19 protein-coding genes are annotated in these 24,044 nt (G+C 62.4%); 14 read left to right on the forward strand and 5 right to left on the reverse strand.

Annotation, left to right across the window (positions count from 1 at the left end):
• The first annotated feature begins 27 nt into the window (after positions 1 to 27).
• The 9 genes from PW947_RS14560 (at position 28) to PW947_RS14600 (ending at position 9,382) form a co-directional block, all read left to right on the forward strand.
• Positions 28 to 1,749: a type II and III secretion system protein family protein gene (locus PW947_RS14560; RefSeq protein WP_299633042.1), complete on the forward strand. Its 1,722-nt coding sequence runs from the start codon at positions 28 to 30 to the stop codon at positions 1,747 to 1,749.
• A 35-nt stretch (positions 1,750 to 1,784) separates the two neighbouring features.
• A complete protein-coding gene (locus PW947_RS14565; protein ID WP_299633043.1) occupies positions 1,785 to 2,075 on the forward strand; it encodes a hypothetical protein in 291 nt (96 codons plus the stop codon).
• A gap of 42 nt (positions 2,076 to 2,117) precedes the next feature.
• Positions 2,118 to 3,338 carry an AAA family ATPase gene (locus PW947_RS14570; protein WP_299633044.1) on the forward strand — a complete coding sequence of 407 codons (1,221 nt, stop codon included), beginning with the start codon at positions 2,118 to 2,120 and terminating at the stop codon, positions 3,336 to 3,338.
• Between the two features lie 18 nt (positions 3,339 to 3,356).
• The gene (locus PW947_RS14575) at positions 3,357 to 4,733 is read left to right on the forward strand and encodes a CpaF family protein (protein ID WP_299633045.1); all 1,377 of its coding nucleotides are present in this window, start codon (positions 3,357 to 3,359) and stop codon (positions 4,731 to 4,733) included.
• A 13-nt stretch (positions 4,734 to 4,746) separates the two neighbouring features.
• Positions 4,747 to 5,724, forward strand: coding sequence for a type II secretion system F family protein (locus PW947_RS14580; protein WP_299633046.1), 978 nt, complete (start codon positions 4,747 to 4,749; stop codon positions 5,722 to 5,724).
• A 62-nt stretch (positions 5,725 to 5,786) separates the two neighbouring features.
• Entirely contained in the window at positions 5,787 to 6,743 is a 957-nt protein-coding gene (locus PW947_RS14585) for a type II secretion system F family protein (RefSeq protein WP_299633047.1), read from the forward strand.
• A gap of 13 nt (positions 6,744 to 6,756) precedes the next feature.
• Entirely contained in the window at positions 6,757 to 7,269 is a 513-nt protein-coding gene (locus PW947_RS14590; protein ID WP_299633048.1) for a TadE/TadG family type IV pilus assembly protein, read from the forward strand.
• A 1-nt stretch (position 7,270) separates the two neighbouring features.
• Positions 7,271 to 7,909 carry a TadE/TadG family type IV pilus assembly protein gene (locus PW947_RS14595; protein ID WP_299633049.1) on the forward strand — a complete coding sequence of 213 codons (639 nt, stop codon included), beginning with the start codon at positions 7,271 to 7,273 and terminating at the stop codon, positions 7,907 to 7,909.
• A 102-nt stretch (positions 7,910 to 8,011) separates the two neighbouring features.
• The gene (locus tag PW947_RS14600) at positions 8,012 to 9,382 is read left to right on the forward strand and encodes a VWA domain-containing protein (protein ID WP_299633050.1); all 1,371 of its coding nucleotides are present in this window, start codon (positions 8,012 to 8,014) and stop codon (positions 9,380 to 9,382) included.
• A 110-nt stretch (positions 9,383 to 9,492) separates the two neighbouring features.
• Here the strand turns inward: PW947_RS14600 and PW947_RS14605 are convergent, their stop codons facing one another.
• Positions 9,493 to 11,004: a GntP family permease gene (locus tag PW947_RS14605; protein ID WP_299633051.1), complete on the reverse strand. Its 1,512-nt coding sequence runs from the start codon at positions 11,002 to 11,004 to the stop codon at positions 9,493 to 9,495.
• A 579-nt stretch (positions 11,005 to 11,583) separates the two neighbouring features.
• On the opposite strand from PW947_RS14605, the gene PW947_RS14610 reads away from it, so the two are divergent.
• Entirely contained in the window at positions 11,584 to 12,468 is an 885-nt protein-coding gene (locus tag PW947_RS14610) for a 2OG-Fe(II) oxygenase (RefSeq protein ID WP_299633052.1), read from the forward strand.
• 148 nt (positions 12,469 to 12,616) lie between these two features.
• Here PW947_RS14610 and leuA read toward each other — a convergent pair whose 3' ends face one another.
• The 3 genes from leuA to PW947_RS14625 form a co-directional block, all read right to left on the reverse strand.
• Positions 12,617 to 14,332: a 2-isopropylmalate synthase gene (gene leuA / locus PW947_RS14615; RefSeq protein WP_299633053.1), complete on the reverse strand. Its 1,716-nt coding sequence runs from the start codon at positions 14,330 to 14,332 to the stop codon at positions 12,617 to 12,619.
• Between the two features lie 392 nt (positions 14,333 to 14,724).
• A complete protein-coding gene (locus PW947_RS14620; protein WP_299633054.1) occupies positions 14,725 to 15,525 on the reverse strand; it encodes a cation transporter in 801 nt (266 codons plus the stop codon).
• A 116-nt stretch (positions 15,526 to 15,641) separates the two neighbouring features.
• Entirely contained in the window at positions 15,642 to 17,087 is a 1,446-nt protein-coding gene (locus tag PW947_RS14625) for an MFS transporter (RefSeq protein ID WP_299633055.1), read from the reverse strand.
• A 291-nt stretch (positions 17,088 to 17,378) separates the two neighbouring features.
• Here PW947_RS14625 and ahpC point away from each other — a divergent pair, with 291 nt between their 5' ends.
• From ahpC to ilvD, 3 genes are all read left to right on the forward strand, one after another.
• Positions 17,379 to 17,942 (forward strand): alkyl hydroperoxide reductase subunit C, encoded by a 564-nt coding sequence (gene ahpC, locus PW947_RS14630; protein ID WP_299633056.1) that lies wholly within the window; start codon positions 17,379 to 17,381, stop codon positions 17,940 to 17,942.
• Positions 17,943 to 18,148: 206 nt separating this feature from the next.
• The gene (gene ahpF / locus PW947_RS14635; protein WP_299633057.1) at positions 18,149 to 19,747 is read left to right on the forward strand and encodes an alkyl hydroperoxide reductase subunit F; all 1,599 of its coding nucleotides are present in this window, start codon (positions 18,149 to 18,151) and stop codon (positions 19,745 to 19,747) included.
• 317 nt (positions 19,748 to 20,064) lie between these two features.
• Complete coding sequence (ilvD, locus tag PW947_RS14640) at positions 20,065 to 21,924, forward strand: dihydroxy-acid dehydratase (RefSeq protein WP_299633058.1); 1,860 nt, start codon at positions 20,065 to 20,067, stop codon at positions 21,922 to 21,924.
• A gap of 106 nt (positions 21,925 to 22,030) precedes the next feature.
• Here ilvD and PW947_RS14645 read toward each other — a convergent pair whose 3' ends face one another.
• Positions 22,031 to 22,756 (reverse strand): pirin family protein, encoded by a 726-nt coding sequence (locus PW947_RS14645; protein ID WP_299633059.1) that lies wholly within the window; start codon positions 22,754 to 22,756, stop codon positions 22,031 to 22,033.
• Positions 22,757 to 22,883: 127 nt separating this feature from the next.
• Here PW947_RS14645 and PW947_RS14650 point away from each other — a divergent pair, with 127 nt between their 5' ends.
• Positions 22,884 to 23,771: a LysR family transcriptional regulator gene (locus PW947_RS14650; RefSeq protein WP_299633060.1), complete on the forward strand. Its 888-nt coding sequence runs from the start codon at positions 22,884 to 22,886 to the stop codon at positions 23,769 to 23,771.
• Positions 23,772 to 24,044 lie beyond the last annotated feature (273 nt).

Raw genomic sequence — 24,044 nt, forward strand, 5'->3', positions numbered from 1 at the left:
TCGTCGGCGCCATTTCGGGGGTAGTACATGAACGCCAGATCACCTCTTTGCGCGCGCGCGCCGTTCCCGCGCCGCGCCCGCTCCGTCGCGGCTACGCGGCTCGCGCAAGCCGGTGTGTGCGGCCTGCTCGGTGCCTGTCTGTGGACGCTGCCGGTCGCGCAAGCTGCGCAGAAAAGCGCTTCGGCAGCGATGCAGGATGTGCCGCCGGTGCCGCAACTGCCGCAAGCACCGGCCACGATGACGCTCGCCGCGAATACGCCGCAGCATGGTTATGCAGGCAGCGGCGCAGGTGCGCGCCCGTCGGCCGCGAAATCGCAGGCACTACCGCAAAACGCAGCGGGCCCGAATTGCAGCGGTCCGATCGGCGAGCACAAAGTGGTCGCGGTGCCGGTCGGTAAATCGATGATGGTCGATCTGCCGGAAGCCGTGCGCAGTCGCACGGTCGGCAATCCGTCGATCGTTCAGGCGATGCTCGTTTCGCCGACCACGCTCTATCTGCTCGGCTCGGATGTCGGCACGACCAACATGATCGTGCAGGGCCGCAGCGGTGCGTGCTCGATCATCGACGTGAGCGTCGGCGCCGACCCGAGCGGATTGCAACAGACGCTGGCCGCGTTGATGCCGGAAGAAACCGGCGTGCAGGTGAAAGCCGCCGCGGATTCGCTGGTATTGACAGGCACCGTGTCCGACGCGGTGAAGGCGCAGCGGATCGTCGAACTCGCACGTGCGTTCGTGCAGCGGTCGAGCGCGGTTGCGCAGACGGGAACGCCCCTTGGTGCGTCCGCGACGCCGGGCGCGGTGCATCTGATGGCCGCGGCCGGTTCGTCGTCGTCAGGCGGCGCTAAAGACGACGATAGCCGCATCATCAACATGATGCATGTCGCCGCACCGCAACAGGTGATCCTCGAAGTGAAGGTGGCCGAAGTGTCGAAGACGCTGATCGACCAGCTCGGCGTGCAGGCGAGTATCAACGGCGGCATCGGTTCGTGGAGTTTCGGCTTGCTGGCGAACTTTTTGTCGGGCGGACTGGGCGCGTTGACTGCCGCGAAGGCGAACAATTCGCCGCTGTCGGCGACGATCGATGCACAAAAGACCGATCAGCTCGTCAAGATTCTCGCGGAACCGAACCTGATGGCGATCAGCGGTCAGGAAGCGAGTTTCCTCGCGGGCGGCAAGGTCTATATTCCGGTGCCGCAAAGCAACGGCGCAGCGGGCACGACGATCGTGCTGCAAGAGGAACAGTACGGCGTGGGACTGACCTTCACGCCGACCGTACTGGAAAACGGCCGTATCAACCTGAAGGTCGCGCCTGAAGTGTCGGAGCTGTCGTCCACCGGCGTCGCGGTGACGGCGGGCACGAGCGGCACGACCACGATCTTGCCGCTGATCACCACACGCCGCGCGTCCACCACGCTGCAGGTGTACGACGGTCAGAGCTTTGCGATCGGCGGGCTGATGAAGAGCAACGTGACGGGGACCATCAAGGGTCTGCCGGGCGTGGGTGAAATCCCGGTGCTGGGCGCGCTGTTTCGCAGCACGAGCTACGAGCAGGACAAGACGGAGCTGGTGTTCGTCGTCACGCCGCGTCTCGCGAAACCGCTGCCGCAAAACTATCCGCTGCCGACCGATCATTTCGGCGACGCCAACGAAGCGACCGTGTTCGCCACCGGCAACATGGAAGGCAAGCCGCGCGTGACGAACCCGGCTGCCGCCGCCAACGCAACTTCAGGCGCGAGCGCGCCGCAATGACACGCGCCGGGCGCGTCATGCATCGGGAGAACACCATGAACACGATATTCACACGGCTGCGGGTCGGCATCTGCGCAGTCGCCGCGATGACGCTCGGCGGCTGCCTCAGTTCGACGCCGCATTGGGACGCGACGTTCGGCGATTCGGTGACGCAATTGCGCGCGATGCAAACGTTGAATCCAGATGCGTCGGCGAATCGCGATGCCGTTGCGGGCGTTGACGGCAAGTCGGCGGTGTCGGCGCAAACCAGTTACGGCAAATCGTTCAGCGCGCCGCAATCGCCGGTCAACATGTTCACGATCGGTGTCGGGTCGAGCCAGTACTAAAGCATTGCGATGCTTCGGATCCACGATCAAGCGGAGAGTCACATGATAGACATTCTTCTGGTTTCATCGAGCCCCGACCGGTCGCGTCTGATCGGCATCGGTCTCGAAGCGAGCGGCGTGCCGCACCGCCTGCGCATCGCGCATGGCACCGCGCGGCATATCCGCGTGCACGCCGCCGCGATCGAAAGCGCGGACCTGTTGATCGTCGACGACGTGGATCTCAGCGCGCGCGAATTGTCCGGCATCGAGGAAGCGCTCGCATGCTCGCCGCAACTGCACTGCATGCTGGTGACGCCCGGACCGTCGACGAATCTGTTGATGGCCGCGATGCGCGTCGGCGTGCGGCACGTCCTGTCATGGCCGCTCGATCCGCGTGAAATCGTCGATGCATTGACGCACGTGGCGAACAAAAAGACCGCCGGTGCGCGTCGCGAAGGGCGCGTGGTGTCGGTGACATCGTGCAAGGGCGGCAGCGGCACCACGCTGGTGGCGACGAACCTCGCCTGTACGCTCGCGCAATCGGGCGCAGGCGGCGCGGAAAAGCCGCGACGTGTGTTGCTGATCGATCTGAACCAGCAATTCGCCGACGCCAGCCTGCTGGTCGCCGACACGGCGCCCGCCGCGACGATCGCGGACCTGTGCGCGCAAATCGACCGTCTCGACAGCGCGTTTTTCGATGCATGCGTGATGCATGTGAACGAACGGCTCGACGTGCTGGCGGGTGCGGGCGATCCGGTGAAGGCCGCCGACCTGCGCCCCGCGCATCTCGATCAGCTGCTTGCGCTGGCGCGCGAACGCTACGACGCCGTCGTGATCGACGTGGGCCAGAGCGTGAATCCGCTGGCGATTTACGCGCTCGATCACAGCGACGCGGTCGCGATGGTGGTGCGGCAAGACATGCTGTATCTGCATGCCGGACGCCGGATGTTCGATATTTTCCGCGAACTCGGCTATCCGTCCACCAAGGTTCAGCTGGTGGTGAACGCTTACGACAAACGCGCGCGCATCACGCTCGAAACGCTGGAAACGACATTGGGCGCGAAGATCGCGCATCGTTTGCCGCGCGATGAAAAAGCCGCTGTCGAAGCGCTCAATCAAGGTGTTGCACTGGTCGATTACGCGCGCAAAAGTGCGTTGGCCCAGGCGATCGGCGCACTCGCGGACAGCTTGTGGCCGCGTGCAACCGTGGTGAAAACCAGTGCGTTGCGGCGGCTGTTCGCCGCGCGCCCGCGCCCGGTTCACCAGTTGAAGACCGAACACTGACCGTCGGCGGAGAGAATCATGTCATTGCGCGAACAACTGATGATGCAAGGCGGCACGGCGTCGTTCGATTCCTCCAGCGCGTCGGCGGCGGTGTTCGCTGCCGACGTGCTGGCCGCGCGGCGCGCGTATCAGCAATTGAAGATGAACATTCATCAGTCGATCATCGATCGCGTCGAACTCGACAAGCTGCAACGTCTGTCGCCGGATCAGGTGAAGCGCGAACTTGCGCAACTCGTCGAGCGGATCGTCGAAGAAGACAAGCTGGTGCTGAACGAGCTCGAACGACGCCGTCTCGCGCAGGACGTGCATGACGAGATGATCGGACTGGGTCCGCTCGAACCGTTGCTGAACGATCCGACCGTGTCGGACATTCTGGTCAACACCTATCAGCATGTGTATGTCGAACGGCGCGGCCGTCTCGAACATACCGACATCACGTTCTACGACGATGCGCATCTGATGAAGATCATCGAGCGGATCGTGTCGCGAGTCGGGCGACGCATCGACGAATCGACGCCAATGGTCGATGCGCGTCTGCCGGACGGCTCGCGCGTCAACGCGATCATTCCGCCGTCCGCGATCGACGGACCACTGGTGTCGATCCGGCGTTTCGCGGTTAATCCGCTCACTGTGGCCGACATGATCAACAACCAGAGCTTCACGCCCCAAATGGCGGAGCTGCTCGAAGCGTTGATCCAGTCGAAGCTCAATGTGCTGATTTCGGGCGGTACAGGTAGCGGTAAAACGACCTTGCTCAATTTGTTGTCGGGATTTATTCCGGGCGACGAGCGGATCGTGACGATCGAAGATGCGGCCGAACTTCAACTGCGTCAGCAGCACGTGTTGCGACTCGAAACGCGTCCGCCGAATATCGAAGGCAAGGGTGAAATCTCGCAGCGTTCGCTGGTGCGCAACGCGTTGCGGATGCGTCCCGACCGGATCGTGCTGGGCGAAGTGCGCGGCGCGGAAGCGCTCGACATGCTGCACGCGATGAACACGGGCCATGAAGGGTCGATGGCGACGCTGCACGCGAATACGCCGCGCGACGCGCTGACGCGGCTCGAAAACATGGTCGGCATGGCTGGTTTGCCGATGCCGATCAAGGCGATCCGTCAGCAGATCGCATCGGCGATTACGGTGGTGATTCAGGCATCGCGTCTGACCGATGGGCGCCGCAAGCTGATGAGCATTTCCGAAGTCACCGGGATGGAAGGCGACATCATCAACATGCAGGAAATCTTTACGTTCAAGCGTACCGGCGTTGCACAGGACGGCACCATCAAGGGCTATTTCTGCGCGACCGGCGTGCGTCCGAAGTTCTGCGACCGGCTGGCCGGTTTCGGTATCGCGTTGCCGGATCAGATATTCGATCCGGCACGGCATCACGAAGTCTGACGGGGCGACGCATATGAACATGTCATTGATCGCGTTCGCGGTACTGGGTTTCGTCGCCGTGGTGATGCTGATTCAAAGCGTCTACCTGTTGTGGATCGACCGGCACGGCGCAGACGTCAAGCGGATCGACGCGCGTTTGCGCGCGTTGTCGGCGGGCAATCATGTCGCCGACGAAAAGATGTCGATCCTCAAGCAGCGGATGCTCAGCGATTCGCCGTGGCTCACGCAGGTGCTGTCGAATCTGCCGCGCGTGCAGGTGCTCGACCGGCAGTTGCAGCAGTCGGGACTGACGTGGTCGGTGGCGCGCTTTGCCGCTTACACGCTGGCGAGCGGGGTCGCGTGCCTGCTGGTGGGCGGCATGTTCGGTGTGCCCTGGCTGGTCGTGATCGTACTGACGGCGGTAGCGTCGCTGGTTCCGTTCTGGATCATGCGTCGCAAGCGCGGCAAACGCATCCTGAAGCTGGAGCAGCAATTGCCCGATGCGTCGGAACTGATCAGCCGTGCGTTGCGTGCAGGGCATGCATTTCCCGCTGCGTTGGGCATGGCAGGCGAAGAGTTGCCCGAGCCGCTCGGCGGCGAATTTCGTATCGCGTTCGACGAGATCAACTACGGCGTGTCGATGAACGACGCGTTGCTGAATATGGTCAGCCGCGTGCCGGTCGAAGATTTGCGTTACTTCGTGATCGCCGTGTTGATCCAGCGTGAAGCGGGCGGCAATCTCGCGGAAATTCTGGGCAGTATCGGCGCGATCATTCGCGAGCGGCTGAAGTTGCTCGGCAAGGTGCGCGTGCTGTCGGCGGAAGGGCGTCTTTCCGCATGGGTGCTGGGTGTGTTGCCGTTCGCGGTGGCGGGGCTGCTGACGTTCCTGAATCCCGCGTATATCGCGATGTTCTGGAAAGATCCGACCGGTATCAAGCTCGGTTCCATTGCCGTCACGATGATGGTGTTCGGCATTCTGTGGATGAGAAAAACGATCCGTATCAGGGTCTAGTTCGACGTCGCCCGTATGCGTGCTTCGAAACAAAAATCTGGAGGGCGGGCTGACCGCACATCATGAATACCGGACAGATCGTCATGTTGGCGTTGATGTTTGCAATCGTATTCGCCGCTTCGTTGAAGGCGATGTCGATCTTGCGGCCCGATCCGCTGAAGCGGCGTATCGAAGGCATCGGCGTCGCGACCGCAGGCGCGGGTTCGGCCACGCCTGCGAACCCGCACGACTGGGTCGGCACGATGGCCAAGGTGTCCGAGCGGGTCGGCAAGCTGTCGTTGCCGAAGGACGACTGGGACAAATCAGCGCTGCGTCTGCGCTTCGCTAACGCGGGCATCCGGAGCGCGTCCGCACCGGCATTGTTCTTCGGCGCAAAGACGGTGCTCGCGCTGATTTTGCCGGCGCTTGCGCTGGCTTCGCTGGCGGGTGTGTTCGGCCCCGATCAACGGATGGAGCTGTTGTGCGCAGTGCTGGTGGCGTCGGCGGTCGGTTTCTATCTGCCGAGCCTGGTGGTGTCGAAGATGATCGCGCATCGTCAGCGCAAGCTGTTCGAAGACTTGCCCGACGCACTCGATCTGATGACGGTATGCGTCGAAGCGGGCCTCGGTCTCGACGCCGCGATGATGCGGGTGACCGAAGAGATCGGTGTCAAAAGCGCCGCATTGAAAGACGAATTCGAGTTGATGCTGCTGGAACTGCGCGCAGGGTCCGGCCGCGAAAAGGCGTTGCGCAATCTCGCGTTGCGCACGGGCGTCGAAGATATCGAAACCCTCGCGACGATGCTGATTCAGGCGGACCGTTTCGGTACGAGCATCGGCGACTCGTTGCGCGTCTTCACCGACAACCTGCGCACGAAGCGTCGTCTTCGGGCCGAAGAGCAGGCCGCGAAAATAGCGTTGAAACTGCTGTTTCCGCTGATGTTCTTTATCTTTCCGACGCTGATCGTGGTGCTGGTCGGACCGGCCGCGATCCAGATCGTGCACGAGCTGTTCCCGGTCATGGCCACCATGGGCAACTGAGCAGGCAACGGATATGAACCGCCGACTCTCCGCGAAACATCGCATTCCCAACCGGCCCGCGCGTGCGCAGCGCGGCACCAGCACGATCGAATTCGCGTTGATCGCGCCAGTGCTGTTTCTGCTGATCTGCATCGCATTCGATCTCGGCGTGGCGCTGTGGGTCAACCTGACGATGCAATATGCCGTGCGCGAAGGCGCGCGCTACGCTGTGACGGGACGCAGCAATCTCGACCCCGCAGCGTCGAATCAGCAGCGCTATCTCGCGGTGTTGCAGGAGATCAAGGACAGCTCGATGGGGCTCTACAACCTCGTGTCGCCGAGTTACACGATCACCGTGAACGGCACGAAGCAGAGCTATGCCGGCGCAGGCAGTTATAGCAGCGGCATGTTCGGCAATCCGGGCGATATCGTCGTATTGCAGATCAACTGCGTATGGCCGTTGTTGACGCCGATGGTGCAGCCGTTTTTCGCGGCGGGAAATTTCAACTTCAGCGTCGCGGCGACGATGCGCAACGAGGGCTTCTGACATGGCACGGCCGTCGAAAACGCGAGGGTTCACACGTCGCCGCGCATCGGGCATCGTCGCGGTGGAATTCGCGTTGCTGCTGCCCGTGCTGATTGCGATTGCGCTGCCTGTCGTCGATATCGCGCGCAATATCCAGGCACAGTCGATTCTGATCAACGTCAGCCGCGAAGGAGCGAACCTGTCGTCGCGCGCGTCGTTGACGTATCCGATGCAGACCATCATGTCGTCGCTCGCGGCCACGACGCCGCCGCTGAGCATGAACACGCACGGCATGATCTATATCACCGAGATCATCGGCAACGACAGTTGCGATGCGCAAGGCAACGGCTGCACCGGTGTCGTGGTTGCGCAATACCGGTGGACGGGCGGCAACTATGCGCCTGCCAGCAAGATCTGGAATTGCGGCAGTAGCGGAAGTTCGTGGGCCACGGACGGTAGCGGCGGTTGCGCGAATCTGCCGGGCGTCGGTTCGAGCTCGCCGGCTGTGACCTTGCTGAAGGGCAAGCTGTCGAACGGGCAGATTGCATACGCGGTGGAATCGTTTTATCAGCAGTCGCAGATCGTCGGTTCGCTCGATCTGGGCGGCGGTTTCGTCACGCCTTCGCTGTCGCCGAACCTGTATGCGATGACGGTGTTTTAACGGCGGGTGTCCGGCGCGGGGGCAGCATCGCAAGCAGATTCATAAGCAACATTCATAAACAACATTCATAAGCAGCATAAGCAGTACGCTCGGGGGAGCAGCATGGCGGCCTTTCAACCTGCAAGCACGAAAAAGCGGCTGTATCGGCATACTCGTCGTCAGCGCGGCGCGGTCAATATTCTGGTCGCAGTGTTGCTGCTCGCGATGTGCGGCGTGCTCGGACTCGCGATCGATTCCGGCCTTGGCTATATGGTCCGCGCGCGTCTCGACGCAGCCACCGACGGCGCGGTGATCGCGGCCGGTCAGGCGGTGACGCGCGGCAATAACCAGTCCGAGCAGATTGCCAATGCGAAAGCGGCGGCTTCGGCATTTTTCGATGCGAATTTCCCGGTCGGCTTTCTCGGCTCCACGGTGACGGCGGGCACACCGTCCATCGTGTTCGATCAGGGCACCGTCACGATCGATATGTCCGCAAGCGCGAAATTGCCGGTGACCTTCGCGCAGACGATGGGCTTCAACTTGCTGAACATCTCCGCCGCGTCGCAGGCGATCCGCAAGACGCTGGATATGGCGTTCGTGGTGGACACGACCGGCTCGATGAATACTTCGGGCGTGCCGGCGGCTGTGCGTGCGAATGCAATCAACTTTCTGAACAACTTCGATGTGACGAACGATCGCGTCGCGTTGATGCACTTCGCGTATGGCACGCAGATCGATGTGCCGTTCAACGGCAATACCCGCGGCTTCGATCGCACCGCGATGGCCACCGCAATCAACAAGTACGCGTTTTCGGGCAGCACGAACTCCGCTGAAGGTTTGTGGCACGCGCGCGACCAGTTGAACAACGCGATCACGCAACCATCGAGTCTGCGCGTGATCGTGTTCTTTTCCGACGGCTCGCCGAACAGCTTCGCGTCGATGTTCGACACGACGGCGACCGCGTGTAACAACACGGCGGGCACGGTCGTGACGGACGATAACGGCAAACTGGGCGGTGCGCTTTACCGGATCGATCAGTTGAGTCAGGCGGTTGCTTCGCCTTGTTACAACGGCAACGCGGCCAGTCTGATCAAGACCTTGCCGCAGTGGTACAACGCGCACGACAAGAACGATCAGACCTTCCCGATCTGGCCGGTCAGTTCACCGCGTCCGGTGACGAATGGCAATGTGACCGGCACGAACGTCAACAACATCTCCCGCAACCTGCTCGAAGCGATTGCGGCGAAAGCGCGCTCGGAAGGCATCTACGTGTTCACGCTCGGCCTGGGCGACCTGTTGCTGACGAAGCAGGGCGCGGGAGATACCGAATATGGACAGGACGTGCTCAAGTGCATCGCGAATACGCCGGATTCGCTGTCGCGTTGCTATAACCCGAAACAGCCGGTCGGCGTGTATTGCCATGCGGCGACGGCGGCAGATCTGAAGCCGTGTTTCTCGCAGCTGGCATCGCAGATTCTGCGGATCTCGAAGTAGCTGCGATGCGCGTGACGCATACGCGTATGCATGCATGCGTCATGCATCGTGAGTGATGCATGCATGAGGCCAACGCATGCATGACCGCGATGCGCGTGACGTAAGTCCGTCTAGAACGAACCGACGATCGACCCGAGCACGATCACCGCGACGAGTGCGATCAACGCACCGAGAATGCCGACGATCACGATGTCGCGATAACTTTCTCGATGCGTCGAGCCGCAGACGGCGAGCAGCGTCACCACCGCGCCGTTGTGCGGCAAGCTGTCGAGCGTGCCCGACGAAATCACCGCGACGCGATGCAGCAGCGCGGGATCGATCCCGTGTTGTGCGGCAAGTTGCAGATAGGTACTGCCGAGCGCATCGAGCGCGATGGTCAGTCCGCCCGATGCCGAACCCGTCAGCGCGGCAAGCAGATTGGTCGAGACGGCCAGCGATACCAACGGTCCGCCGCCGATGCCGAGCACCCATTCGCGCACCAGCGAAAACGCGGGCAATGCGGCGATCACCGCACCGTATCCGACCAGACTGCCGACGCTCAGTACCGGCAACACCGACGCATTCGCGCCTGCATCGATGCTGTCGCGCAATGCGGGCAAGCGGCTGCGATTGAGCAGCACCAGCACGACGATCGCCACCGCCAGCGCAACGCACACGCCCCACACGCCGCCGACCGCCGCCAGCGACGTCGCGCCCCAGCGGGCGTCGGCGAGATAGCCGGCATCGAGGCGCGGCAGCACGATCATGTTCATCACGAAGTTCACGCAGACCACCAGCACCAGCGGCGTGAGCGCAACGCCGAACGACGGCAGATCTGCGCTGATATGGCCGCGTCCGGCTTCTTCGGGATCGAACGCTTGCGACACCGACGCCCGTTCGCGAACCAGATTCGCGCTGGGCTTCGACTTCGGCGCAGACGGCGTGGCCGCAGGCGAAACCACGGCCACGCCGTCGAAACCTTCGTTGGCCGAGCGCGCGCGCGCCTGTTGCCGCATCAGCCACCACATGCCGAACCCCGCCATCACGACGCTGGCGATCACGCCGAGTCCCGGCGCGGCAAACGGCGTGGTGCCGAAGAACGGCATCGGGATGGCGTTCTGGATCGCGGGCGTGCCGGGCAGCGCGGACATCGTGAACGTCGATGTGCCGAGCGCAATCGCGGCGGGCATCAGGCGACGCGGAATGTCGGCGGCCTGGAACAGCGCGGTTGCCATCGGCGCGATCACGAAGAACGCGACGAACAGGCTGACGCCGCCATACGTGACCAGCGCGCCGCCGATCACGACCGCGAGAATCGCGCGATGCGCGCCGAGCCGCTCGGTCATGAAACTCGCGATGGCCGTCACCGAACCGCTGTCTTCCATCAGCTTGCCGAACAGCGCGCCGAGCAGAAAGATCGGGAAGAACTGCGCGAGAAAGCGCGCCGCGCTGCTCATGAAGGTTTGCGTCCAGTGCGCGAGAACCGGCTCGCCGGAAATCGCGGCGGCGAGCATCGCGGCGATCGGCGCGAGCAGCAATACGCTCCAGCCGCGATACGCAAAGCCGATCAGCAGCGCGAGACTCGCGAGCATGCCGGCCAGTCCGACGACGAGCGCGAGCGGTGACAGGGCGGTCACGTCCATGGTCAGGCTCCGTCGAACAGCGAGTCGGGATTGTCGAGGCGGCGATCGGCCACGCCCAGGGTGAAAGCGCCGTGCGAACCGCCGGCTCGCCGTGCGCGACAGACGGGAGCAGGCGTGCGACGTACCGGTAGATCGGTTGAATCGGCCAAAAGAACTCCGGGTCGGGGAGTGGTCGAATCACGGGCGAATCCTGGACTAATCAACGAAGAATCCAGGCCCGTAGCGATGCGTCGGAATTTTAAAATGCCCGTTTGAATCTGTTATGGCAGTGATGGCAGTGAAAATGACGGGAATCGTCGGCAGGTAATCGTCGTATTACACCGGGCACCATTCGTATTCAAATTGGCAGGCGCTTAAAAGTCAAGAACGGATCACCGCGATGCCCATTGGAATAGTTCAGCCAGGCGTTGGAATAATTTTGGCGGCTTAATGGATTCGGCCTTGCGTTGAATTGGTCGCTTGATGCAGTATCGGTCGATATTCGCGTAGAGCACGATTATCGTCAAAATGGCGTCAAATTCACGATAGATCGAAGCGCGCGACGATTCACCGATAAAAACTGATGAGAGAGGGACCGTTATGCCTGTCGTCGATGGAGCGTGGGAGGATTGGCTCAAAACCAACGTGAATCGGGGCTGCACGGTGGATTCGATGATCGACGCGATGATGAGCGCGGGGTTCGATCGGATGTCGGCGGGCGCGGCGGTGCAGCGGGCCACCGGCGGCGCGACGACGGCCGCTGTCAAAGCCGGCACGGAAGCCGTAGCACCCGAGCGCCGGTCGCATGCCGACGCGCTGGACGAATATCAGTACGACGCCGCGCCGATCGCGCGCGGCAACGTGATCCGCGCGCACGACCGCGACGTCAGGGTCCTGATGCGTTGTGACCGTCCGCAGATCGTGGTGTTGGGCGACGTGTTGTCGGCGCAAGAGTGCGAGCAGATGATCGAACGGTCGCGTCACCGGATGAAGCGCTCGACCACCGTGAACCCGGAAACGGGCACCGAGGACGTGATCCGCAATCGCACCAGCGAGGGCGTCTGGTATCAGCGCGCGGAAGACGCGTTTATCGAGAATCTGGAGCAACGGCTCGCGGCGCTGATGAACTGGCCGGTTGAAAACGGCGAAGGCTTGCAGATTCTGCATTACGGACCAACCGGCGAATACCGGCCGCATTTCGATTATTTTCCGCCGGACCAATCCGGCAGTGCTGTCCATGTGGCGCGAGGCGGTCAGCGTACCGCGACCTTGATCGTTTATCTGAACGACGTGCCGGATGGCGGCGAAACGATATTTCCGGAAGTGGGAATATCGGTGGCGGCAAAGCAGGGTAGCGGAGTCTATTTCCGGTATATGAATGGCGACCGGCAACTCGATCCATTGAGTTTGCATGGAGGCTCGCCTGTCGTTTCAGGCGATAAATGGATCATGACGAAGTGGGTTCGCGAACGCGCTTACGTTTGAGTCGCTGACATTCGGATTCAGCCGGACACACGGCGATCGAACATGAAAAAGGGCGGTCCGCTTTCGCGAACCGCCCTTGTTTATTACGGAGACGATGACCGGTCGGCGATATCGCGTCAACCGGAAACCTGACTCACACGCGAGCCGTTCAGCTCGCTTGCAATGCGCCTTCAGTCAGCACCGCATCGAAGAATGTCGCCTTGGCTTCCGGATCCGAGCGGCCGTACGCGCGGTTGATACCGCTGATCGCGGCGCGAATCGATGCCGTCACCAGATTGGCGTCGATGCCCACGCCGAATGCACTGCCCACGACCGCAGCGCCCGCCATTTCGGCGATCGCGATTGCACGGGCGTCGGCGCCTTGCGTCAATGCACGTTCCTCGTAGTGCTGAATACGCACCGGCGTTTGCAATGCGTGCATCAACGCGTCCAGAGGACCGTTTCCTTCGCCGTTCAGCACCATCCGCTTGCCGAGCACATCGACGGTCAGCTTGATCCGCTCACGTTCACCGGCTTCCGACAACGAGTGCGACACGTACTTGACCGGCTCGGTCACGCGCACGTATTCGTCCTGGAACGCTTCCCAGATTTGCGCGGCGTTGACTTCCTGGCCGCTGTCGTCCGTCAAACGCTGGACGGCCGAGCTGAAATCGACCTGCAAGCGACGCGGCAACACCACGCCATGCGTCTGTTCGAGCAGATACGCGATGCCGCCCTTGCCCGACTGGCTGTTCACGCGGATCACCGAGTCGTACGTGCGCCCGAGATCGTGCGGGTCGATCGGCATGTACGGCACTTCCCAACGCGCGTCGGCCTTTTGTGCGGCGAGGCCCTTCTTAATCGCGTCCTGATGCGAACCGGAGAACGCCGTGAACACCAGATCGCCGACGTACGGATGACGCGGATGCACCGGCAATTGCGTGCATTCTTCGGCGGTGCGCGCGACTTCGTTGATGTTCGAGAAGTCGAGGCCCGGATCGATGCCTTGCGTGTACAGATTCAGCGCGAGCGTCACGAGATCGACGTTGCCGGTGCGTTCGCCGTTGCCGAACAGGCAACCTTCGACGCGATCGGCGCCGGCCATCACCGCGAGTTCCGCTGCGGCGACTGCCGTGCCGCGGTCGTTGTGCGGGTGAACCGAAATGATCAGCGAATCGCGGCGAGCGAGGTTGCGGTGCATCCACTCGATCTGGTCCGCGTAGATGTTCGGCGTGCTCATCTCGACCGTGGCCGGCAAGTTGACGATCGCCTTCTTTTCCGGCGTGGGTTGCCAGACGTCGAACACGGCGTCGGCGACTTCCTTCGCGAATTCGAGTTCGGTGCCCGAGAACACTTCCGGGCTGTATTGCAGCGTCCAGTCGGTTTCCGGCGATGCATCGACGAGGCGCTTCATGGTCGTCGCGGCGTTGACGGCGAGTTTCTTCACGCCCGGCTGATCGAGGTTGAACACGATCTTGCGGAATTCCGGCGCGGTCGCGTTGTACAGATGGACGATCGCGCGCTTCGCGCCGCGCAGCGATTCGAAAGTGCGTTCGATCAGGTCGTCGCGCGCTTGCGTCAACACTTCGATCGTCACGTCGTCAGGAATGTGATTGCCTTCGATCAGTTCACGCACGAAGTTGAAATCCGTCTCCGATGCCGACGGGAACGCCACTTCGATTTCCTTGAAACCAATCTGCACCAGCGTCTTGAACATGCGCATCTTGCGCTGCGCGTTCATCGGTTCGAACAGCGCCTGATTGCCGTCGCGCAGGTCGGTGCTCATCCAGATCGGCGCTTTCGTGATCGTGCGCGACGGCCACGTACGGTCGGGAATGTTGATCGGAGCGAACGGGCGGTACTTGGCGGCGGGATTTTTCAACATGTTGAGCCTCGGCAGATCGGATAGTCGAAATCAGAGAATTCGAGCGTGAAAAAAAGAATCAGGGAACGGTAGAAACGAGACGAAGCGCGGCCGCCGGTTGGGCAACCGGGGCAAGGTCAGCAATGCGGGAAATTCGTTGCGCTTGAGTGCTGGTTTATCAGCAGGCGCGTAGCAGCAGACCTAGCCCGGTAGAGCGGGCTAGTAGGAGGGATAGGGTGGTCTGTGCGGCAAACATGGGCGTAATGGAATCACATCCGGTGGCGCGCGTCAAGTTGTCGCTTGATTCGAGATAGCTTCTGTGCACGGTTTTGCAAAGAATTTGTGAATAAATTCAGCGCTCAAGCGAGCTTGCAATAAAACGCGGATCGACCGGCCGGACCGGTCGAAATCCGTCAACGGCCGGACGTATTGCCGATCGGCGACGACAGTCCTTCGCCGCGTTCGCGACGGGCGGTCGATGCGCCGGGTTGCCGCAAGCGCCTCGACGTCTTCCATTCTTTCGACGCCCGTCTGACCGTCTGATAGCCCATTCTCAGAATCAGCACGCCGATCATCGCCGAGGCGACGTGATCGAGCAGGGTGAGTCCGGCCATGCTGCCCGCGATCCCGAGCATCGCGACACAGGCCGATATCGCATCGACTCGCGCATGCCACGCGCTCGCTTCGATCAGGCTCGAACCGGTGCGGCGGCCTTCGGCGCGTAGAAAGCGGAACAGGATTTCCTTGGCGATGGCGACGAATACGGCGACGCCGAGCGCGCTCGCCTGCGTCGTCGTGCCGCCGCCGATCGCCGCCGGTTCCGCGATGCAACGCCAGAACAGTTCGATGGCGGTGGCGATCAGCAAGCCGCCGACCACCAGTTGCGCGATCGATTCAGGCGCATCGTGGCCGCGCCTGTCGCGGCCGCTGCCGGCGTTGCGCGTCCAGCCGGTCGCCCGCGATTGCGCGAGCGTGCCGACGAACAGCACGGCCAGCACGACGCCGTCGCCCGCGAGGTCGCCGAACGTATGCAAGCCGTCCGCGAGCAATGCGTCGGAGCCGACTGTGAGCGCAACGGCCAGCTGGAGCGTCATCAACGCCGCGTTCAGTGCGGCGCTGGCCGACGCGGCTTTGAGAAAGCGTCCGCGCGACGGGACAGGGTCGGCGGAATGGACGCTGGCGCTGCGGGTGGCGCAGTCGGCGGGCAGTGGCATCGTGGGAATATTTCTTGTAAGCGATGCGACACGCTAACCGCCCAACGTGGCGTGCAAATGACAATGTCTGACAATTGGATGTCAGTCGCCGGGGCGACCGACATCCGGTCGGTCGATCATCGACCCGACGACGTCCGTTGACGGCGCGATCCGCCGCCGACGCTCTGACCGGCATCGTGCGCCATGCCCCAGTAGCCGATCACGGAGACCAGCGTCAGCACGCCCGCGAACAGGAACGCCAGGCGGAAGTCGTCGAGCGAGAACGCGTGGCCCGTGTTTTCGCCGTGGACGAAGGCGCCCACGCGCAGCGACACCGCGCCGAACGCGATGCCCAGACCGATCGTCATTTGCGCGGCGGCGCTCCACAACGTACTGGCCGCGCTCATCTGCGGTTGCGCGACGTCGGCGTAGGCGAGGGTGGCGAGCGTCGAGAACTGCATCGAACGCGCGACGCCGTACACGAACACCACCAGCAGCACCCAGAACAGCGGCACTTCAGGCGTCAGCAAGCCGCAGACGATCGTGAAAATACCGCCGACCGTGACGTCGATGATCGACACCATCCGGAAACCGAAGCGCTGCAGAATGCGCGTGGTCAGCGCCTTCATCCCGAGATTGCCGACCGCGCTCGCGAGCAGCAGCAGCCCGGACTTGAACGCGGACATCCCGAAGCCGATCTGGAACATCAGCGGCATCAGATACGGCACCGCGCCGATGCCGATCCGCGTCACCGATCCGGTAACGACGGTCACGGAAAAAGTGGGAATCTTCAGCGTCGACACGTCGATCAGCGGATACGGATGCCGTTTCGCGTGCTGGAACGCGATCACGCCCGCCACCAGTCCGCCGACGATAAACGCGACCGCGACCCACGGGTTTTCGGTGGGCTGGCTCGCGAGTTCGGCGCCGTAGAGAATGGCCGTCAGCGTCAGCGCGCTGAGGATCAGGCCGACCACGTCGAGCGGACGACGCTCGGTGCCGCGCAGGTTCGGCACCATCGCCGCGACCGCGATCAGCACGGCGATGCCGAACGGCACGTTCAGCAGGAAAATCCAGCGCCACGACGCGTACGTCGTGATGAAGCCGCCGACCGGCGGACCGACCACGGGCGCGGCGATCGCGGGCCAGGTGATGGTCGAGATGGCCTGCATCATCCGGCTCTTGTCGGTGCTGCGGACCACGATCAGCCGTCCGACCGGCACCATCATCGCGCCGCCCATCCCTTGCAGCAGCCGAGCGGCGGTGAATTCCGTCACGTTCTGCGACAGCCCGCACAACACCGACGCGACCGTGAACACCACGACCGCGCTGAAGAACACCGTGCGCGAGCCGCAGCGGTCCGCGACCCAGCCGCTGACCGGAATGAAAATGGCGAGCGCGAGCATGTACGCGGTCATCCCGAGGCTCAGGCTGTTCGGCCCGACGCCGAACGAATGCGCCATCTGCGGCAGCGCGGTAGCGATCACCGTGGTGTCGAGGTATTCCATGAAAAAAGTCGCGGCGACGATATACGGCAGCCAGCCGATGCGGCTGGACGGGTCGCTGGAGGAGCGTGCGGTCATGCGGGTCGGGTTCCTTGCAAAAAGCTTTCTTATCAATGGTCAAGCGCCGAAAACGCGGCGAGTTGACGCGCAGACCGCCAGTATTGCGCAAGTGCTCTTGAATTTGCCGGGAATCCCACAATCTGCCGATGTCGGCAGTATGCCGAACCGCCATGTCGGGACCGGAACGGCGCAGAAGTTGAGGGATAGGGACAAGCAATGACCCTCATTTAAATAATCAACTTTTGCTATTAAGCGCGTCCCGACATAATGGCTTCACTTTCCAACCACCCAGAGAAGAGGACGCATCAAATGCCGATCATCAATTCCCAGATCAAACCGTTCAAGGCAACCGCGTACCACAACGGTGACTTCACGCAAGTCACGGAAGAAACGCTGAAGGGCAAGTGGTCCGTCGTGGTGTTCTACCCGGCCGACTTCACGTTCGTTTGCCCGACCGAACTGGGCGACCTGGCCGATCGTTACGCTGAATTCCAGAAGCTGGGCGTGGAAATCTACAGCGTCTCGACCGATACGCACTTCACGCACAAGGCATGGCACGACACGTCGGACACGATCCAGAAGATCAAGTACCCGATGCTCGCCGACCCGACGCTGGCAATCTCGCGCAACTTCGACGTTCTGATCGAAGAAGAAGGCCTGGCGCTGCGTGGCACGTTCGTGATCAACCCGGAAGGCGAAATCAAGCTGGCAGAAATCCACGACAACGGCATCGGCCGTGACGCTGGCGAACTGCTGCGCAAGGTGCAAGCGGCTCAATACGTCGCGTCGCATCCGGGTGAAGTCTGCCCGGCAAAGTGGACGCCGGGTGCGGACACGCTGACGCCGTCGCTGGACCTGATCGGCAAGATCTAAGCGCGGATCCGTCCACGCTTCAGCATCGAAGCTGCATCACGCGGTAAATCAAAAGTAGCACTCTGTAGCACGACGGCGCGCCTTATCCAGGGCGCGTCGATAGTGCGGGCCGGCGGCGCATCCCGCCGTCAGCCCGCACGTCATACCCGCCACGCCAACGCCGACAGGCGCTCGCTCACGCAAAACGTCAGGGAATCGAACACGCCATGCTGGACGCCAATCTCAAGACTCAACTGAAATCGTACCTGGAAAAGGTTAGCCGGCCGATCGAGATCGTCGCATCGGTCGATGACAGCGCCAAATCGCAAGAGCTGATGGCGTTGCTGAGCGATATCGCTACGCTGTCGGACCGTGTCACGGTGATCGAAAAGCGTGACGATGCCGAGCGCAAGCCGTCGTTCTCGATTGGCGAACCTGGCAAGGACATCGGCATCCGCTTCGCGGGCATCCCGATGGGCCACGAATTCACGTCGCTGGTGCTTGCACTGCTGCAAGTCGGCGGCCACCCGGTCAAACTCGACGACGCGGTGATCGAACAGATCCGCAGTCTCGACGGCGACTATCACTTTGAAACGTATTTCTCGCTGACGTGCCAGAACTGTCCTGAGGTGGTTCAGGCGCTCAACGTGATGGCGTTGATTAATCCGCGTATCCGTCACGTAGCGATCGACGGCGGTGTGTTTCCGGCGGAAGTCGAAGCGCGCCAGATCATGGCGGTACCGACCTTCTTCATGAACGGTGAAGTGTTCGGCCAGGGTCGCAGCGGCGTGAAGGAAATCCTCGCGAAGCTCGACACCAACGCCGGTGCGCGTGCTGCGAAAGAACTGGAAAACAAGCCGGTGTTCGACACGCTGATCGTCGGTGGCGGGCCTGCCGGCGCGGCGGCTGCCATTTACTCGGCGCGCAAGGGCATTAGCACCGGCGTGGTCGCGGAACGCTTCGGCGGCCAGGTGCTCGACACGCTGGCAATCGAAAACTTCGTCTCCGTGACGGAAACCGAAGGACCGAAGTTCGCGATGGCGCTCGAACAGCACGTCAAGAGCTACGAAGTGGACATCATGGACGTGCAGCGCGCCGAAGCGCTGGTTCCGGGCCGTATCCACGAAGTGCGGCTGGCCAACGGCGCAGTGCTGAAGGCGAAGACCATCATTCTGGCAACGGGTGCCCGCTGGCGCGAGATCAACGTGCCGGGCGAGCGCGAATACCGCAATCACGGCGTGGCGTACTGCCCGCACTGCGACGGCCCGCTGTTCAAGGGCAAGCGCGTCGCGGTGATCGGCGGCGGTAACTCGGGCGTCGAAGCGGCAATCGACCTCGCCGGTATCGTCAAGGAAGTGACGCTGCTCGAATTCGGCGCACAACTGCGCGCCGACGCGGTGCTGCAACGCAAGCTGCACAGCCTGCCGAACGTGAAGGTGATCACCCAGGCGCAGACCACGGAAGTGACCGGCGACGGCAAGAAAGTCGACGGCATCACCTACAAGGACCTGCAATCGGGCGACGTGAAGCGCATCGACCTCGAAGGCGTGTTCGTGCAGATCGGTCTGGTGCCGAACACCGAATGGCTGAAGGGTACGGTCGAACTGTCGAAGCACGGCGAGATCGTCGTCGATGCACGCGGCGCGACGTCGGTACCGGGCGTGTTTGCTGCAGGCGACGTCACCACGGTGCCGTTCAAGCAGATCGTGATCGCCGTGGGCGAAGGTGCGAAAGCATCGCTGTCCGCGTTCGATCACCTGATCCGTTCGAGCGTCGAAGACGAAACGCCGGTCGTCGTGGAAGAAGCGGCGCTCGACGCGGTGTAAAAGTTCTCTGGAAGGTTTGTCTCGCGCAACGACGCGGACAGAGGCCGGCTTCCGGCGCTGTCCGCCGTGTTCAAACCGAGTTTGAGCCGCGCTTGACGATTGGCCCGCCTGTCTCCGACAGGCGGGCTTTTTTTATGGCCGGCGGAGGCGCGCTTGCACCGGACGGCGTGGAATCCTCGACGGGCAAGCGCGCAGGCCTGTGCAATAATTGCAAAGTTTGCCCGGAGCGCGGCTCAAAAAGTTGTTCGCACGGGCGCGCGAGGGGCCTTTATCCCCGTGGCCCGCTTCCTTTTTGCGATCTTTCTTCAATAACCACGATGCCCGCATACCGTTCCAAAACTTCCACCGCCGGTCGCAACATGGCGGGGGCGCGCTCGCTGTGGCGCGCCACCGGCATGAAAGACGAAGACTTTTCCAAGCCCATCATCGCGGTGGTCAATTCGTTCACCCAGTTCGTGCCCGGCCACGTGCACCTGAAGGATCTGGGTCAACTCGTCGCGCGCGAGATCGAAGCCGCTGGCGGCGTCGCCAAGGAATTCAACACCATCGCCGTCGATGACGGCATCGCGATGGGCCACGACGGCATGCTGTATTCGCTGCCCAGCCGCGACATCATCGCGGACTCCGTCGAATACATGGTGAATGCGCACTGCGCGGACGCGATGGTCTGCATCTCGAACTGCGACAAGATCACCCCCGGCATGCTGATGGCTGCGATGCGCCTCGACATTCCGGTGATCTTCGTGTCCGGCGGTCCGATGGAAGCCGGCAAGACGCGTCTTGCCAATCCGAAGACCGGCACGATCGAGTTCAAGAAGCTCGACCTGGTCGATGCAATGGTGATCGCCGCCGACGCGTCCTATTCCGACGCCGACGTCGCCGAAGTGGAGCGTTCCGCGTGCCCGACCTGCGGTTCGTGCTCGGGCATGTTCACGGCCAACTCGATGAACTGCCTGACGGAAGCGCTGGGTCTGTCGCTGCCGGGTAACGGCACCGTGGTCGCCACGCACGCGGATCGCGAGCAGCTGTTCAAGCGCGCCGGCCGACGCATCGTCGAACTGGCTCACCGGTATTACGAGCAGGAAGACGCGTCGATCCTGCCACGCGCAGTGGGTTTCAAGGCGTTCGAAAACGCAATGACGCTCGACATCGCGATGGGCGGCTCGACCAACACGATTCTTCACCTGCTGGCGATCGCCCGCGAAGCCGAAATCGACTTCACGATGACCGACATCGACCGCCTGTCGCGGATCGTGCCGCAACTGTGCAAGGTCGCGCCGAACACCAACAAGTACCACATCGAAGACGTGCACCGCGCCGGCGGCATCATGGCGATCCTCGGTGAGCTGGACCGCGCCGGCAAGCTGCACACCGACGTCCCCACGGTGCACGCGCCCACGCTGAAAGACGCGCTGGACCAATGGGACATCGTTCGGACCGAAGACGAAGCCGTCCGTACGTTCTACATGGCAGGCCCGGCCGGCGTTCCGACGCAAATCGCGTTCAGCCAGAACACCCGCTGGCCGAGCCTCGACCTCGATCGTGCCGAAGGCTGCATCCGCTCGTATGAACACGCGTTCTCGAAGGAAGGCGGACTGGGCGTGCTGACCGGCAATATCGCACTCGACGGCTGCGTGGTGAAAACCGCGGGCGTGGACGAAAGCATTCTGGTGTTCGAAGGCACGGCGCACGTCACCGAATCGCAGGACGAGGCAGTCGAAAATATCCTGAACGACAAGGTCAAGGCCGGCGACGTGGTGATCGTCCGCTACGAAGGTCCGAAGGGCGGCCCGGGCATGCAGGAAATGCTCTATCCGACCAGCTATATCAAGTCGAAGGGTCTGGGCAAGGCGTGCGCGTTGCTGACCGATGGCCGCTTCTCGGGTGGCACGTCGGGTCTGTCGATCGGTCATTGCTCGCCGGAAGCGGCGGCGGGCGGGGCGATCGGCCTGGTTCGCGATGGCGACAAGATCCGTATCGACATCCCGAATCGCACGATCAACGTGCTGGTGTCCGACGAGGAACTGGCGCGTCGTCGCGCAGAGCAGGACGCGAAGGGCTGGAAGCCGGCCAAGCCGCGTCCGCGCAAGGTGTCGGCGGCGCTGAAGGCGTATGCGAAGCTGGTGATGTCGGCGGACAAGGGCGCAGTGCGCGACCTGTCGTTGCTGGACGACTGACGCTACGACGGGCTTCGCGCCCGTCCATAAAAAAGCCGCTCCGAGGAGCGGCTTTTTTTTCGCCGGCGCGGCGACTGTTTTTAGCTTTCAGCCGCCGCCGACACCATCAATTCCACAAATCCGACTGCTCGTTGTTGCGCAGGTCGAACGCGATCACTTCCGCGTCTTTGCCGTGGGTGAACGTCAACTGCTTTTCGTCGCGCACCCGCACGCCGTCGCCTTCGTTCAATTCCACGCCGTTCACCGTCACGTGACCGCGAGCGACGTGAATATACGCATAACGGTCGTCGGCCAGATCGAGTTGCGCGGTTTCGTCACCGTCGAACAGACCGGCATATACGCGTGCATCCTGTTGCAAGATCAACGAGTCGTTCGCGCCGTCCGGCGACATCACCAGACGCATCGTGCCGCGCTTGTCTTCCGGACCGAAACGACGCTGCTGATAACGCGGCGGCGTGCCCATCTTCGACGGCGCAATCCAGATCTGCAGGAAGTGCACGCGCTCTTCGGGCGAGTGGTTGTACTCGCTATGCGCGACACCCGTGCCTGCGCTCATCAACTGCACGTCGCCCGGCACGATCACCGATCCCGTGCCCATCGTGTCCTTGTGTTCCAGCGACCCTTCCAGCACGTACGAGAAAATTTCCATGTCGCGGTGCGGATGCTTGCCGAAACCCTGGCCCGGCGCCACGCGGTCGTCGTTGATCACGAGCAGATCCGAAAAACCGTTCTGCTTCGGGTCGTGGTAATTCGCGAAGGAAAACGTGTGACGCGAGCTGAGCCAGCCGTGTTCCGCGCGGCCGCGTTGATTGGCGTGTCTGATTTCAAGCATCTCTTGCTCCTCGTGAGTTCAATCTGGCGAACACCCGTGCGCCATCCATGAACAACATTGTAGTCAATTAAAACGCTTATAATCGACGCTGAAACGGAAACACTGTCTCACTGGAGTGGACGATAAAATGCAACTCGAAGACATGCGCATCTTCGTCGCGGCGGTTGACGCGCACAGTTTCACGACGGCGGCAAACCGGCTGTCGTTGTCCAAGCAGTTCGTCAGCCGTCGTGTCGCCGCGCTGGAAGAGGCGCTCGGCGTGCGGCTGCTGGTGCGCAATACGCGCAAGCTCGCCGTGACCGATCTCGGGCTGGAGTTCTACGAGCGCTCGAAACGCATCCTCGCCGAAGTGTCCGACGCGGAACAGGCGATGTCGCTGCGTCGCGCGGCGCCGCACGGTTTGCTGCGCGTCAGCGCGCCGATGTCGTTCGGCGTGCTGCATCTGTCGCCGCTGATCGCGCTGTTTCTGCACAAATACGACGAGGTGCGCTTCGATATGGAATTGAGCGATCGCACCGTCGATGTCGTCGGCGAAGGATTCGATATGGCGATCCGGATCGGCACGCTGACCGATTCGACGTTGATCGCGCAAAAACTCGCGGACGTGAGAATGATCGCGTGCTGCAGTCCGACCTATAAACGCCGGCGCGGCACGCCGGAGTCGCCCGCCGAACTCGAACGCCATGCGTGTCTGCTATACGGCCACGGCCGCCCGGCGAGCTGGTCGTTCGTGGTGGACGGCGCGCTGAAATCGTTCGACGTGCAAGGCCCGCTGCGCGCGAACAACGGCGATGTGATCCGCGACGCGGCGATCGCCGGGCTCGGCATTACGCTACTGCCCGATTTCATCGTCGCCGATGCGCTGAAGCGCGGCGACCTCGTGCCGGTGCTCGACGCGTATCTGCCGCGCGCGTCGACGCTGTATGCCGTGTACCCGCAGCATCGTCAAAGCTCCGCGACGATCCGCGCATTCACCGAATTTCTGCGTACCCAATTGTCGAGAGTGCTCCAGTAGAGGCTTCGCACTACGCGAAATGCCAGTTTTACCGCTGTCTGGCGGCGCGTAGGTCCGGTTTTTGCAGATCGCCGTACGCCGGGTGCGTGCACGGGGTGGTTGCGGAATCAGACGCGCGGGTGCCGGACGCCTGACACGGCGGTCCGCGCGCCCGATCGACGACATCGTCGCCGAACCGTTTTTTCGTACCGGCTGTGTGATGAAAGAATTACATGCCGTCACATCAAACGGCGGTCGTTCCGGACGGTTGCAGGAACGACGCGATCAACCATC

The organism is Paraburkholderia sp., assembly GCF_028283785.1.
Lineage (GTDB): Bacteria > Pseudomonadota > Gammaproteobacteria > Burkholderiales > Burkholderiaceae > Paraburkholderia.